General features: G+C 65.8%; 14 protein-coding genes. 5 read left to right on the top strand and 9 right to left on the bottom strand.

Features of this window, described 5'->3' with window-relative positions; translation table 11 throughout:
- Positions 1-7: 7 nt before the first annotated feature.
- Both mrdA and rodA read left to right on the top strand, forming a co-directional pair.
- Complete coding sequence (gene mrdA / locus IAG39_RS29830; RefSeq protein WP_118933233.1) at positions 8-1,933, top strand: penicillin-binding protein 2; 1,926 nt, start codon at positions 8-10, stop codon at positions 1,931-1,933.
- On the top strand, positions 1,933-3,069 hold the full coding sequence (gene rodA / locus IAG39_RS29825) for a rod shape-determining protein RodA (protein WP_118933232.1): 1,137 nt from the start codon (positions 1,933-1,935) through the stop codon (positions 3,067-3,069). Before mrdA ends, rodA begins: the two co-directional genes overlap by 1 nt.
- 937 nt (positions 3,070-4,006) lie before the next feature.
- On the opposite strand, the gene IAG39_RS29820 is transcribed toward rodA, so the two are convergent.
- The 5 genes from IAG39_RS29820 to argB all read right to left on the bottom strand — a co-directional run bounded on the left by IAG39_RS29820 (position 4,007) and on the right by argB (position 9,160).
- Entirely contained in the window at positions 4,007-5,059 is a 1,053-nt protein-coding gene (locus IAG39_RS29820) for an Ldh family oxidoreductase (protein ID WP_059378320.1), read from the bottom strand.
- A gap of 12 nt (positions 5,060-5,071) precedes the next feature.
- On the bottom strand, positions 5,072-6,565 hold the full coding sequence (locus tag IAG39_RS29815) for a DASS family sodium-coupled anion symporter (protein ID WP_059378318.1): 1,494 nt from the start codon (positions 6,563-6,565) through the stop codon (positions 5,072-5,074).
- A gap of 314 nt (positions 6,566-6,879) precedes the next feature.
- The gene (gene slmA / locus IAG39_RS29810; RefSeq protein WP_059378316.1) at positions 6,880-7,455 is read right to left on the bottom strand and encodes a nucleoid occlusion factor SlmA; all 576 of its coding nucleotides are present in this window, start codon (positions 7,453-7,455) and stop codon (positions 6,880-6,882) included.
- 56 nt (positions 7,456-7,511) lie between these two features.
- Complete coding sequence (locus IAG39_RS29805; protein WP_059378314.1) at positions 7,512-8,258, bottom strand: pyrimidine 5'-nucleotidase; 747 nt, start codon at positions 8,256-8,258, stop codon at positions 7,512-7,514.
- The gene (argB, locus tag IAG39_RS29800) at positions 8,258-9,160 is read right to left on the bottom strand and encodes an acetylglutamate kinase (RefSeq protein WP_013396740.1); all 903 of its coding nucleotides are present in this window, start codon (positions 9,158-9,160) and stop codon (positions 8,258-8,260) included. Before argB ends, IAG39_RS29805 begins: the two co-directional genes overlap by 1 nt.
- Positions 9,161-9,424: 264 nt before the next feature.
- Between argB and IAG39_RS29795 the strand changes: the two genes are divergently transcribed.
- Positions 9,425-10,213 (top strand): MetQ/NlpA family ABC transporter substrate-binding protein, encoded by a 789-nt coding sequence (locus IAG39_RS29795; RefSeq protein WP_059378311.1) that lies wholly within the window; start codon positions 9,425-9,427, stop codon positions 10,211-10,213.
- A 136-nt stretch (positions 10,214-10,349) separates the two neighbouring features.
- Here the strand turns inward: IAG39_RS29795 and IAG39_RS29790 are convergent, their stop codons facing one another.
- The 4 genes from IAG39_RS29790 to IAG39_RS29775 form a co-directional block, all read right to left on the bottom strand.
- Positions 10,350-10,844, bottom strand: a complete 495-nt coding sequence (locus IAG39_RS29790) for a peroxiredoxin family protein (protein WP_088143222.1) — start codon at positions 10,842-10,844, stop codon at positions 10,350-10,352.
- Positions 10,841-11,581, bottom strand: coding sequence for a BON domain-containing protein (locus IAG39_RS29785; RefSeq protein ID WP_118933231.1), 741 nt, complete (start codon positions 11,579-11,581; stop codon positions 10,841-10,843). The genes IAG39_RS29790 and IAG39_RS29785 overlap by 4 nt, the downstream gene beginning before the upstream one ends.
- On the bottom strand, positions 11,578-12,171 hold the full coding sequence (locus IAG39_RS29780) for a phosphoheptose isomerase (protein ID WP_054457773.1): 594 nt from the start codon (positions 12,169-12,171) through the stop codon (positions 11,578-11,580). The genes IAG39_RS29785 and IAG39_RS29780 overlap by 4 nt, the downstream gene beginning before the upstream one ends.
- Before the next feature lie 86 nt (positions 12,172-12,257).
- Positions 12,258-12,740 (bottom strand): YraN family protein, encoded by a 483-nt coding sequence (locus IAG39_RS29775; RefSeq protein ID WP_059378308.1) that lies wholly within the window; start codon positions 12,738-12,740, stop codon positions 12,258-12,260.
- A gap of 66 nt (positions 12,741-12,806) precedes the next feature.
- Between IAG39_RS29775 and rsmI the strand changes: the two genes are divergently transcribed.
- Positions 12,807-13,742 (top strand): 16S rRNA (cytidine(1402)-2'-O)-methyltransferase, encoded by a 936-nt coding sequence (gene rsmI, locus IAG39_RS29770; RefSeq protein ID WP_059378306.1) that lies wholly within the window; start codon positions 12,807-12,809, stop codon positions 13,740-13,742.
- Between the two features lie 3 nt (positions 13,743-13,745).
- On the top strand, positions 13,746-14,330 hold the full coding sequence (locus IAG39_RS29765; RefSeq protein ID WP_059378304.1) for a methylated-DNA--[protein]-cysteine S-methyltransferase: 585 nt from the start codon (positions 13,746-13,748) through the stop codon (positions 14,328-14,330).
- Positions 14,331-14,341 lie beyond the last annotated feature (11 nt).

Here is a 14,341-nt window from a genome sequence, read left to right as displayed (position 1 = left end):
CCGCGTCATGTTCGAATTCAAGAAAACTGGCCAGCAGCAGAAGCAGCGTTTCCGCCTGCGCGCCTGGGTGGGCGGGCTATTCGCGCTGGCCTGCTTCGGCGTGCTGATCGGCCGGTTTTGGTACCTGCAGGTCGACCGCTACGAAGGCCTGTCGGAACGCGCCGACCGCAACCGCATCGCGGTCGTGCCCATCCCGCCGCGGCGCGGCGAGATCCTGGACCGCAACGGCGAGGTGCTGGCGCGCAACTACCGCACCTATACGCTGGAGGTCGTTCCGGCCCATGCCGGCAATCTGAGCCAGCTGTTCGAACGCCTGACCGAGGTCGTGTACATCAGTCCGGCCGACCAGCGCCGCTTCAAGCGCCGCGCCGCCGAGTCCAGCCGCTACGCCAGCCTGCAGCTGCGCAACAACCTCAACGAGACCGAAGCCGCCTGGTTCGCGGCGCATTCCTTCCAGTTCCCCGGGGTGGAGCTGCGCGCGCGCTGGGTGCGCGAGTATCCGCAGGGCGCGTCGGCGGGCCATGTGGTCGGTTATATCGGCCGCATCGCCGAAGGCGACAACGAAGAGCTGGAGCGTGCCGGCCAGTTGGGCAACTATCGCGGCACCGAGGTCATCGGCAAGAAGGGCATCGAGAAAACCTGGGAAGAGCAGCTGCACGGCCGCACCGGCCTGGAAGAGGTCGAAGTGACCGCGGGCGGACGGCCGATGCGCACGCTGCGCCGCATCGATCCGGTGCCGGGCTCCGACATCATGCTCTCGATCGACCTGGGCCTGCAGAAGGTGGCCGAAGCGGCTTTCGAGGGACAGCGCGGCGCGCTGGTCGCCATCGATCCCGACACCGGCGAGGTGCTGGCCTTCGTCTCTCAGCCTTCGTTCGATCCGAACCTGTTCGTGGACGGCATCGACGTGGACAACTGGCGCATGCTGAACGAGTCGCCGGATCATCCGCTGATCAACCGGCCGCTGTACGGCACCTATCCCATCGGTTCGACCTACAAGCCTTTCGTGGCCCTGGCGGCGCTCGAACTGGGCAAGCGCCGCGCCACCGACCGCATCTCCGACCCCGGTTACTACGAGTTCGGCGGCCAGAAATTCCGCAACGCCGGCGGCGCGGCCTATGGCATGACGGACATGCACAAGGCCATCGTCGTGTCGTCCGACACCTACTTCTATTCGCTGGGCCCCGAGATCGGCGTGAACGCACTGCACGATTTCACCAAGCAATTCGGTTTCGGCCAGATCACCGGCATCGACCTGGAAGGCGAAAAACGCGGCGTGCTGCCCTCGACCGACTGGAAGCGCTCGGCCTACAAGGACAAGGACCGCCAGCGTTGGTACGCTGGCGAGACGATTTCCGTGGCGGTGGGGCAGGGTTACAACGCCTTTACGCTGCTGCAACTGGCGCAAGGCACGTCCACGCTGGCCAACAACGGCCTGTACCGCCGCCCGCACCTGGTGCACGCGGTGCGCGATCCGCGCACCGGCGAGGCCAAGCCCACCGAGTCCGCGCCCGACTATCGCATTCCCCTCAAGCAGGCCAACGTGGACGTGATCAAGAACGCCATGGCGGACGTGGTGCGGGCCGGCACGGCGCGGCGCGCGTTCGCCAACACCCCCTACCAGGCAGCCGGCAAGACCGGCACCGCGCAGGTGTTCAGCCTGCGCGGCGGCCATTACCGCGCCAGCGCCATTGACGAACGTCTGCGCGACCACGCCTTGTTCATGGGCTTCGCGCCGCTTGAGCATCCGCGCATTGCGGTGGCGCTGATCGTCGAGAACGCTGGCTGGGGCGCGAGCGTCGCCGCCCCGGTCGCGCGCAAGGTGTTCGACTATTGGCTGGCCAAGGACCGCCAGGACAAGATCGTGCGGCCCGACCGCGCCGACCCCCTGGCCTCGGTCGAGGAAATCGCTTCCGACGTGGTGCGCCGATAATGAAACGCCTGGGCCTTATCCTGCTACGTGTGTTCACGGCCTTCGATTGGCCGCTGCTGGCGATCCTGCTGATGTTTGCCGCGCTGGGCATGACGGTCATGCATTCCGCGGTGGGCGGCACCGACTGGCGCTTCGCCGAACAGTCGCGCAATTTCATCATCGCTTTTTTCGCCATGTGGACCATGGCCCTGATTCCGCCGAAGTGGCTGATGAAGCTGGCCTTGCCTTTCTACGTGGTGGGTGTGGTGCTGCTGCTGGGCGTGGAGTTCTTCGGCGAGACCAGCAAGGGCGCGACCCGCTGGCTGAACCTGGGCGTGACCCGCATCCAGCCCTCCGAGATGATGAAGATCGCCGTGCCCATGATGCTGGCCTGGTATTTCCAGCGTCACGAAGGCGCGGTGCGCATCCGCGACTTCCTGGCGGCCGCCGCCATGCTGGCCGCGCCCTTTGGCCTGATCGTGCTGCAGCCCGACCTGGGCACGGCCCTGCTGGTGTTCGGCGCCGGCTTCTTCGTGATCTATTTCGCGGGCCTGTCGTTCAAGCTGCTGGTGCCGGTCATGCTGGCGGGCATCATCGGCATAGGCACGCTGATCTACTACGAAGACCAGTTATGCGAGCCCGATGTGGACTGGGTGGTGCTGCACGACTACCAGAAGCACCGGGTGTGCACGCTGCTCAATCCCAGCTCCGATCCGCTGGGCAAGGGCTTCCATACGATCCAGTCGATGATCGCGGTGGGCTCGGGCGGGGTGTACGGCAAGGGTTACATGAAGGGCACGCAGACGCACCTGGACTTCATCCCTGAACGCACCACCGACTTCATCTTCGCGGTGTACGCGGAAGAATTCGGACTCTACGGCGGCATCGCCATGCTGGTGCTGTATGGCCTGATGATGGCGCGAGGGCTGACGATCGCGTCACGGGCATCGTCGCAGTTCGGCAGGTTGCTGGTTGGGGCGCTGACGATGATGCTGTTCATCTATGTGTTCGTGAACGTGGGGATGGTGACGGGGATTCTGCCTGTGGTGGGGGTGCCGTTGCCGTTCATGAGCTATGGGGGGACGGCTTTGTTCACCATGGGGATTGCGTTTGGGATCATGATGAGTATTAGTCGGCATCGATCGGCTAAGACATGATCTTGACCGTTTGCTGGGCATTCTTGGAGCGGGCTAGGTCTTCTTCGTAGGTCGCCCGTCGTCGCGGGCGGCGTGGCGGCTCGCGCCCACGATTGCGGTCCGGAGCGTTCGCTCCGGACTGCCCCTTCGTCATCCTCGTTGCCGCCTGCGGCGGCTGCCTTCGGATTCCCTCGGGCGCATCGAGGTTGCGAGCCGCCACGCCGCCCGCGCCGACGGGCTGCCGCCGTTTTGGCCTGGTGCGCTGCTAGAGCCGTGGTTAGTGGCGAGTCTTTTACTGCCCGTCATTTTCGGCCGCGCGGGCGGCCGAAAATTACATACGTGATTTCCGAAATTTTGATGGTGTTCGCTGTCGCGAATGCGGGCGGTCGTTTTCTGATGACATCACCGTTCAGTGGGTGGGGCGGTGATGGGTGGCGCGCGGCAGGCAGCGGTTTGCGCTTGAAGATTCTCTCGCGCGCGCCACCCATCCGGCACCGCGGCTTAGCGGTCGGTGATGATCAACGGCCTGGTGACGTTCGGTGATGCGCCGTCGCCTTCAAAGCGTCAATGCTGACGGCCGTCTCATGCACGCGCAGCGCCATCCTCAACCGCAAGACACCGCGGAAGCCTCGGAAGGCCGCCCGCGCGGTCGGCCCGAGGCAATCCCCGCAAAATCCCTCGCCATACCCCCACTCGTTGCCAGAACGCCAAGCACACCGCTCGCCCCAGCCGACGTCAGATTGCAACTGAACGAGCCCGTCGCGTCGGCGGCCCGCCAGGCGCGGGGCGTCGATAAGCCCGACGGAATCCGAAGGAACCGCCGCAGGCGGTGACGAGGATGAGGATGGGGAAGTCCGGAGCGAAGGCTCCGGACCGCAATCGTTGCCCCGCGCCTGGCGGGCCGCCGACGTGACGGGCGTCTTAAGAACTCATAGGACGCCCGCAAGCAAACACAACCTCAAGCAGGCAACGCCTCAGGCACCCCAAGGTCGACGGCCAGCTTGGTAAGCCCATCCCAGATCCGGCTATCAAACGTCAGCGTGTCCTCGTTCAGCGCCCGGTTGCGAGCTTCGTACTCGCCCGGATACTGCACGCCTTCGACGCCGGGTTGCGGCTTGCAGGCGTGGAGGTAGTCGATGAACGCGCCCACCTCCATCGACCGCCAGTCCGTGTTGAAGTCCACCTGCGGATCCAGCAGCAGCGCGAACATGTTGTTCGTCGCCACGCCGGTGCGCGGATGCTGCGGCTGGATCGTGCCGCCGCCGGACAGCACGCCGGCCAGCAATTCGGCTACCAGGCCCAGCGCGTAGCCCTTGTGGCCGCCGAACGGCAGCAGGGCGCCGGGCGGGTCGGTGAACAGCGCGTTGGGATCGGTGGTCGGATTGCCCTGGGCGTCGATCAGCGAGCCCGGGGGCGCCTGCTCGCCCTTGGCGGCCAACACGCGCGCCTTGTTGACGGCGATGGAGCTGGTGGCCATGTCCACGATGAACGGCGGACGGCCGCCGGGCAGCGGGCCGGCGAAACACAGCGGGTTGGTGGTCAGGCAGGCCTGCGCGCCGCCGAAAGGCGCCACGGTGGGCGAGCGGTTGATCACGTTGGTGAAGGCCAACAGGATCAGACCCTTGGCCGCCACCATTTCCCCGTAGTGGCCCATGCGACCCAGGTGATGGCTGTGGCGCAGGGTCAGGATGCACTGGCCGTGCTCTTGGGTGCGCTCAATGGCCTTCTCGATGACGACCTTGCCGACATATTGGCCCAGCCCGTGGTGGCCGTCATAGGCCAGCATCGCGCCGCGGTCGTTGACCAGCTCGGGCCGGCCGTCGGCCTGGGCCAGGCCCTCGGACAGCACGCGCCGGTAGTTCGTCAGGATGGACAGGCCGTGACTGGTGTAGCCGACCCGGTCGGACTCGACCAGGTGCTCGGCCACGTCGCGGGCGATGTCCTCGGGCACGCCCTGCGCCATCAGCACGCGGCGACCGTATTCATTGGCTTGGGCGATCGAAATCTTCATGATGCGACCTCCTTACAGCCAGCCCAGCCAGCGCCAGTAGGTCATGCCCATCAGCAGCATCAGCAGGTAGCCGACGATGGTGACGATGATGCCGACCTTGGCGAACTGCTTGGCGTTGAAGGTCTCGGTACCCAGGCACACCATGTTCTGCGGTGCGTTGATGGGCAGGATGAAGCCGTAGCTGACGACGAAGCCCAGCAGCATGGTCATGCCCAGGCGGCTGAATTCGCCCGGCAGCGTGGCCAGCACCGAGATCAGGATCGGCAGCATGGCCGAGGTCAGCGCGGTGGCGCTGGCGAAACCCAGGTGGATGACGATGAGGAAGGCGGCCAGGATCGCGAAGATCGCCAGCGGTCCGAGGTGGTCCAGTCCGGTGTGCGCCACGACCTGGTTGCCCAGCCATTGGCCGGCCTGGGTCGTCAGCAGGGCGGTGCCCAGGCTGATGCCGACGCCGAACACGATCACGGTGCCCCATGGGATACGCGATTGCACGTCTTTCCAGGTCATCACGCCAAAGCGCGGCAGCAGCAGCAGGACCAGGCCGAAGTAGGTGGTCGAAGTGGTGTCGAACTTGTGCAGCTTGCCTTCGGTCGACCAGAACAGCAGCAGCATGAGCGACACGGCCATCAGGCGCTTTTGCGCGCCGGTCATGGGGCCCAGTTCAAGCAGCGACTTCTCGACGGCTTCCTTGCCTCCCGCGATGCTGTCGCTTTCCGGCGGCAGCAGCTTGAGCACGATGATGATCAGCACGGCCGACATGATCAGCGACCAGGGGGCGCCGGCGATCAGCCAGTCCGACCACGCCACGCGCTGGCCCAGCATCTTCTCCATGAAGCCCACGGTCAGCAGGTTCTGCGCCGCGGCGGTCTGGATGCCGACGTTCCAGATGCTGGTGGCCTGCGCCACGATGATCATGATGCCGGCGGCGATGTTGGAGCGCTTGTCCACGCCGAAGGCCGCGATGACGCCCATCATGATGGGCACCACGGCCGCGCTGCGCGCGGTGGCGCTGGGCACGACCAGGCTCAGCACGATGGTCACCGCGATACATCCGATCAGGATGCGGCGCGTGCTGGTGCCTACCTTGGACAGGGTCACCAGCGCGATGCGCCGGTCCAGCCCGGTGAATGTCATGGCCGCGGCAATGAACAAGGCGCCGGTGACCAGCGCCAGCGCCGAGTTCGAGAAGCCCGCCAGCGCCATGCTGATCGCGGCCGAGGTGCCGTAGATGACTTGCGGGTCTTTGATTGTCGGAGCCGTGCCCAGCAGGAAGGCCATCAGCGTCGTGATCATGATCGCGCTGGCTTCGTAGGACACGGCTTCGGTAATCCAGACCACCACTGCGAATGCCAGGATGGCGAGCATCCGGTGGCCCGCGACGGGCAGGTCGGCGGGCAAAGGCATCATCAGCACGCCGATCATCACAAGGACGCCGGCGACGAGTCCGATTGGAATTTTGGTTTTCTTTGGGGCTTGCGAGGCAGGGACGGCGGCTTGCGCGGTCATATCCATCTCCGGTTGAGGTCAAACTGCCGACACACCGCCCCGCGAGCAACGGGATAGGTCAAATCGGTGTGTCGACGCTACAGCATGATCGTGACGGCATTGCGGAAAACCCGTATTGATACTGATCAAGCCTGTGGAGATTTGGGCTTGTGGAAAACCTTTGACGGGCATTATGCTCGTCGCCCCGCGCCGCCGGCAAGCGGAGATTGTTGCATGGAACAATGCAAATAGGCGGAAATAGAGACGGAAAGGAAGTTAATTAGATCGTGCCACGATGCTAATCGGCGCCGAAGCCGGCAGGCGGCGCGGGCCGCTCAGCCCAGCGCCAGGCGCAGCTGTTCGTCCAGATGCAGCGTGGGCGCAATGCGCCACCCACTCTGCGCGTAACGCAGCCACCGACCCAGCACCAGATGCGTCAGCAGGCTGGCATGCGCCGCGACATTGGCCTGCGGCGGCAGGCCGCCATCGGTGACGGCGATGCGCAGCGATTGCTTCAACGACGCCTCGATGCGGTCGTTGATGTGATTGATGCGTTCCTGCAGGCGGTTGTCTTCCGTGACCAGCGCATCGCCGGTCAGCACGCGCGTCATGCCCTTGTTGCGTTCCGAGAAGGTCAGCAGCATGGAAACGGTCTGGTGGGCCTGGGTCAGGCCATGGGGCTCGGCGATGGCGATCTGGTTCACCAGCGTGAAGATGCTGGTTTCGATGAATTCGATCAGCCCTTCGAACATCTGCGCCTTGCTGGCGAAGTGCCGGTACAACGCGGCTTCAGAGACTTCCAGGCGCGCGGCGAGGGCCGCCGTGGTGATGCGGGAGGCGTGCGGCTGCTCCAGCATCTCGGCCAGGGTTTGCAGAATCTGGGTCTTGCGCTCGCCGGGTTTGCTCGCCATGGAGGGGTCTGCTCTCGCGCAGGCTTGACGGTGGAGGGGAGGGGAGGAGCGCGCCGCTATCCCCGCAGGGGGCGTCGGCGTAACAGCAAATCACTGACGGAGTTTACCCGCAAGTCGACGTAGGCCGGCCGCTGCGAGCGGCCGCGGGCGAACGGCGTGCCCGGGTGATACACGTGAACGGTGCGCAGGCCGGCCTGGCGCGCGCCGCGCAGATTGGCCAGGGTGTCTTCCACCAGCACCGCGTTGCGTGCCTGCACGCCTTCGCGGGCCAGCACATGGCGCAACAAGGCGGGCGAAGGCTTGGGCCGGAACTCGCCATGCAGGCGCATATGCTCGATGGCCCAGAGGCTGTCGAACTGCCGCAGGATCCCCAGGCGCGCGAGCACGGCGCGGGCGTAGTGCAGCGGCGCGTTGGTCAGCAGCACCTTGCGGCCCGGCAGCCGGCTCAGCTTGTAGGCCAGCGCCTTTTCCGCGCGCACCAGCGGACCGACATCGAAGTCGTGGCTGCGGTGCAGGAACTCATGGGGATCCACGCCATGATGCCGGACCATGCCTATCATGGTGGCGCCGTAGCGTTTCCAGTACTGCGAGCGCAGGCGGTTGGCGGTGTCGATGTCGACGTTCAGCGCCTCGACCACGGCCATGGTCATGCCGTGGTCGATCTTCGGGAAGATGGCGTGCGAGGTGTCGTGGAGCGTGTTGTCCAGGTCGAACAGCCACAGGCGCTCGGAGTCGCCCGCGGCCGCGCGGCGCGAGCGGCGCATGCGCACCGCCGGCCGCAGCAGGTAACGCTGTGCCCGCATCAGTGCGAGCTGATCATCGTGCCCACGCCCTGGTCGGTCAGGATTTCCAGCAGCAGGCAGTGCGGCACGCGGCCGTCGACGATGTGCACGGAGTTCACGCCGTTCTTGGCGGCGTCCAGCGCGGACGAGATCTTGGGCAGCATGCCGCCGGAGATCGTGCCGTCGGCGAACAGCTCGTCGATGGTTTGGGCCGACAGGCTGCGCAACAGCTTGCCGCCCTTGTCCAGCACACCCGGGGTGTTGGTCAGCATCAGCAGCTTTTCGGCGCCCAGCACTTCCGCCATCTTGCCGGCGACGACGTCGGCGTTGATGTTGTAGGCCGTGCCGTCCTCGCCATAGCCGATGGGCGAGATGACGGGGATGAACTGGTCGTCCTGCAGCGCCTTGACCACGGCCGGTTCGACCATGGTGATGTCGCCGACGAAACCGATGTCGATGGGTTCGGACGGATTGTCCTTGTTGGCCATCAGCTTCTTCTGGGCCTGGATCAGTCCGCCGTCCTTGCCGGTCAAGCCCACGGCCTTGCCGCCGACCTCGTTGATCATCATGACGATGTCCTGCTGGACCTGGCCGCCCAGCACCCATTCGACCACTTCCATGGTCTCGGCGTCGGTGACGCGCATGCCCTGGATGAAGGTGCCTTGCTTGCCGATGCGGCGCAGCGCGTCGTCGATCTGCGGACCGCCGCCGTGCACCACCACCGGATTCAGACCCACCAGCTTCAGCAACACGACATCGTGCGCGAAGCTGCGCTGCAGACGCTCTTCCGTCATGGCGTTGCCGCCGTACTTGACCACGATGGTCTTGCCGTGAAATCGTCGGATATACGGCAGTGCTTCAGACAGCACAGCGGCTTTGACAGCAGGAGACGAAACGGCAGCAGGGTCGGGGGTGTCGGTCATGGCAGCTAAGTCGGCAAATATACGTATGAGTGGTTAGAAAAAATGCCTGCACAAAAACGCGTTCGGGACGCGGTAGCGCAAGCATACGACGGATTGTAGTACCCACAGGTTTCTTATGCTTTAAACCCATGTTCATATGCCCGACAAATAACCGGCATTCAGGTAAATTGGGGGCGTTTTCGCAACGGCGACCCCCGCAAAAGGGGGCGAGGCCGCACCGGCAGGGCATCAGCCCCTAATTTTTACCCATAAAAGAGGCAACACATGCGTTTGAACTTTGTCCGGTCCGCTCTGGCGGCGTCGGTGTTCCTGGTGGCGGCGAACGCCGCCCATGCCGAAAAAATCGTGGTGGGCGCGACCCAGGTTCCCCATGCCGAGATCCTGGAAGTGGTGAAGCCGCAGCTGGCCAAGGAAGGCGTGGAACTCGACATCAAGGTGTTCAGCGACTACGTGCAGCCCAACCTGCAACTGGCCGACAAGCAGCTCGACGCCAACTTCTTCCAGCACAAGCCCTACCTGGATTCCTTTAACAGGGACCGCAAGGCCACGCTGGTGCCGGTGGCCCTGGTGCACGTCGAGCCCTTCGGCGGCTATTCCAAGAAGATCAAGAGCCTGTCCGAACTCAAGGACGGCGCAACCGTCGCGATCCCGAACGATCCCTCCAACGGCGGCCGCGCGCTGGTGCTGCTGCAGAAGCAGGGCGTGATCAAGCTGAAGGATCCGTCCAACATTCTGGCGACGGCCGCGGACGTGGTCGAGAACCCCAAGAAGCTGAAGTTCCGCGAACTGGAAGCCGCCATGCTGCCGCGCTCGCTGGATGACGTGGACCTGGCGCTGATCAACACCAACTACGCGCTGGAAGCCGGCCTGGTCCCGACGAAGGACGCCTTGTTCATCGAAGGCTCGGATTCGCCCTACGCCAACATCCTGGTGACCCGCGAGGACAACAAGGACGCGCCGGGCATCAAGAAGCTGGTGCAGGCCCTGCACACGCCCGAGGTGAAGAAGTTCATCCAGGACAAGTACAAGGGCGCCGTGGTTCCGGCGTTCTGATTCCGGCCCGCCGCGGCCTGATGTGGAAACCGCCCGCCGTGGGCGGTTTTTCTTTTGGGCACCGCCGCGGCGGCGCCGGTCGCCGGACGAAAAAAAACCGCCCTGTCGGGGCGGTCATTTTGGGGGGCTGCGGGGCTCAGCCTGCCGCCAGGGCCTTTTCCACGGTGGCGTGGAACTCCGCCACGTCGTATTCGCCCAGGTAGCGCTTGATGATGCGGCCTTGCTTGTCGATCAGGAAGGCCGTGGGCGTCAGGCGGATGTCGCCGAAGGCGCGGGCGATGTCGCCCTTGGTGTCCAGGGCCACCGGGAACGGCAGCTTGCGCGTTTCGGCGAAGTTCAGCACGAAGTTGGGCGGGTCGTAGTTCATGGCGACCGCGACCGCCTGGTAGCCCTTGGAGGCGTACTCGTTGTAGGCCGAGATGGTTTCCGGCATTTGCTTCACGCAGGTCACGCAGCTGGTGGCCCAGAACTTGACCAGCACGACCTTGCCGCGCAGATCCTGCATCGAGAAAGTCTTGCCTTCCAGCGTGGTGAAGGTGACGTCGGGCGCGGTCTGGGCGGGGCGCATGACGAACCAGGCGCCGATGCCGACCGCCACCAGGACGGCCAACGCGATGATGGCTTTCTTCATTTGATGGGCATGGCCTCTACGCCGCTGCTGGTGCCGGCCGCGTTGTCGCTCGCTGCGCCGGCGCCGCTTTCGATGGGCGCTTTGGTTTCCGTGGAAGTGTTGGACTTGGAACCGGTATTCGACAGCCGGATGGCTTCCTCGCGGCTGATCGTCTCGAACAGTTTAACCACCTTGGCCACGCCGCCGACGTCGGCGGTGGCGTTGGCGGCATATTCGCCTTCGGCCTGCGTCACCTTGCCCATCAGGTAGACCACGCTGTGGTCGGTCGTGACCGCGATGGTGCCGGACGGCACGTACTTGGTGTTGAGCAGGGCGGTCTTGACCTTGGAGGTCAGCCAGGTGTCGTTGGAGCGCGTGCTGAATGAGGCGATGGGGCCGACGTTCAGCTGGTTGATGACCTGTTTGACGTTTTCCACGCCTTGGGCGATGGCGGTGGCCTGGTTCTTGGCCTCTTCGGTGGGGACGTCGCCGGTCAGCAGCAGATGGCTGCCGTAGGCCATGGCATTCACGCGGGCGGTGTCGCCCAGCTTCTGCGAGATCTGGCTCTGCGCCTTGAACGCCATGTTCTGGTCTTCGAGCTGGATGCCGGAGGTGCGGCGGTCGGTCACGACGACCGCGGTGGTGGCGGCCGCGCCGCCCACGATCAGGGGCGCGCAGGCCGACAGCGAGAGCGCGGCGGTGGAGAGCGCCGCGGCGAGCATCAACGGGCGGACTGCGGTACGGACGTCAGAAATCATTCGGTGTCTCCAAGCAGAAGAGCGTCAATGCCGTCGCACAGCGCGTGCAGCAGCAGAATATGGACTTCCTGGATGCGCATCGTGCGATCGCTGGGAACACATAGATGGACGTCCATCGGCGTAATGAGTTCCCCCATGACGCCGCCGCCCTTGCCGGTCAGGGCAAGCACGTGCATCTCGCGGGCGCTGGCGGCTTCCATGGCGCGCACCACGTTGGGGGAGTTGCCGCTGGTGGATATGGCTACCAGCACGTCGCCAGCCTGGCCGAAGGCGTTGACCTGGCGTTCGAAGATTTCGTCGAAACCGTAGTCGTTGCCCACCGCGGTGAGGATCGAGGTGTCGGTGTTGAGGGCGATGCCGGCCAGGGGCAGGCGTTCGCGTTCGAAGCGGCCCACCAGTTCGGCGATGAAATGCTGCGCATCGGCGGCCGAGCCGCCATTGCCGCAAGCCAGAATCTTGCCGTTGTTTGCCAGGGCGCCGAACAGCACGTCCACCGCCACTGCCAGCGGCTCGGCCAGGACGTTCATGCTTTGTTCGCACGCAGCCATGGCGTCGCGAAAGTGCGACGTCATTCGAGAGGTCATATCCATGGGCGCGATTATCTCACGGGGCCGAGGCGTGGTTCTGTCCAGGCGTAACGACTGTTAGGCAGGTCGTTACCGGGGCCGCGCGGACTTCAGGCCTGCCAGAACGCGCCGCGCAGCCACTGGGGATCGCCGGCGTCGAAGACGACCGCGTCAAAGCGCGCCGCCGGCAGCCTGCCGCGCCAGTGGCGCCGGGCCAGCTCCGGCAGCCAGCAGGCCGCGGCGCTGGCCAGCCGTGCCTGCTTGTCCGGGCCGATGCTGGCTGCGGCGCCGCCGTAGCGGCTGGGGCCGCGCGATCGGACCTCGACGAACACCAGCGTGTCGCCTTCGCGCATGGCCAGGTCGATCTCGCCGGCGCGGGTCTGCAGATTGCGCGCCAGCAGGACCAGGCCGCGCGACTGCAGCAGGCGCAAGGCGGCGTCCTCGTGGTGGTCGCCCTTGCGTTGGGCGGGCGAGCGTCGCGGGGGCGGGCGATCCGCTGGCGCCGCGCGCGCGGCACGGCGCCGGCGTTTGGCGGCGCGGCCGCGGGCGGCCAGGGCCAGTTCGCAGGCCAGTCGCAAGGTGTCATCCGTCATGGGCGCTCCGGAAGTCGCGGGCATAGGCGGCTACACTGACATGGTTTCCCGTGTCTGTAGGCTGCAATGAATCAAAATGTCTCACCTCCCCCTGCCGGAGATGCCTGGTCTCGCGTTTCTGAGCGCGTGGCGGGGCAGCATTGGCCCGCTGCGACGCTGTATGTCGTGGCCACGCCGATCGGCAACCTGGGCGACCTGGGGCTGCGCGCCTGGCACGCTTTGCAGCGGGCCGATGTAATCGCCGCGGAAGACACGCGCGCCAGCCGCGCCTTGCTGGACGCCTGGGGCGTGGGTACGCCGCTCATGGCCGCCCACCGCCACAATGAAGCCGCCGCGGCCCAGGCCATTTGCGAGCGTCTGGCCCAGGGCCAGCGCGTGGCGCTGGTGTCCGACGCCGGCGCGCCCGCCGTCAGCGATCCGGGCGCGCGCATCGTGCGCGCCGTGCGCGAAGCCGGCTTCGGCGTGGTGCCGGTGCCCGGTCCCAGCGCGGTCATCGCCGCGCTGATGGGTAGCGGCGTTACCACCGACGAAAACCCGGGCTATGCCTTTGCCGGATTTCCTCCGCCCAAGGCGGCTGCGCGCCAGCGCTGGCTGCGCACCTGGTGCGCCTTGCCCGCGCCGGTCGTCATGTTCGAATCGCCGCACCGGCTCGCGGCCACGCTGGCCGACCTGCTGGAAGTGTGCGGCCCCGACCGTCTTCTGACCGTGGCGCGCGAACTGACCAAGCGTTTCGAGGAGATCGCAACGTTCCCGATGGGCGAAGGCGCGGCCTGGCTGGCTGCGGACTCGCACCGCGAACAGGGCGAATTCGTGCTGATCGCGCACGCGCCCGCGGAACAGGAAGCGGATGAAGAAGCCGATCCGCGCACCGATGCGCTGCTGGACGCCTTGCTGGAGTCGCTGTCCTTGCGCGACGCCGCGCGCGTGGCCGCCAAGGTTTCCGGCCTGCCGCGCGACGTGCTGTACAACCGGGCCCTGGCCCGCAAGAAATCGGCGGAGTAAGGCATGGTGTATTCGACTATCGTGTCCAACAAGCCCGCGGATCCCGACGAACGCCTGGTCTACCGCGACATTTCCACGCCGCTGGGCGACATGCGTCTGGTCGCCAGCGCCAAGGGTCTGCGCGGCGCCTGGTTCACCGATCAGGAACTGCTGCCCGCGGCGGATGGCTGGATCCTCACGGACTCCGATCCCATCCTGGAGCAGGCGCGCCGCGAACTGGAAGAATGGTTCGCCGGCAAGCGCCGCGTCTTCGACGTGGTGCTGGACCCCGTCGGCACCACTTTCCAACACCAGGTCTGGCATGCGCTGTGCGACCTGGAATTCGGCGTGCTGGCCAGCTACGGCGACCTGGCGCGCACCGTGGGGCGGCCCAAGGGTGCGCAGGCGGTCGGCGGCGCCGTCGGACGCAATCCGATCAGCATCATCATTCCCTGTCATCGCGTGATCGGGGCCGACACCTCGCTGACCGGCTTCGGCGGCGGGCTGCCGCGCAAGCAGGCCTTGCTGGCGCACGAAGGCAATCGCTACCGCAGCCGTAGCGCAAGCGCGCGCCGGGTGTGCGACGGTCAGGCCGAACTGCCCTGGTAGGCGGGCAGCGG

The sequence above is a fragment of the Achromobacter xylosoxidans genome (assembly GCF_014490035.1).
Lineage (GTDB): Bacteria > Pseudomonadota > Gammaproteobacteria > Burkholderiales > Burkholderiaceae_B > Achromobacter > Achromobacter bronchisepticus_A.
The sequence above is the reverse complement of the archived record's forward strand: the minus strand, read 5'-3'. Positions and strand labels throughout refer to the sequence as shown.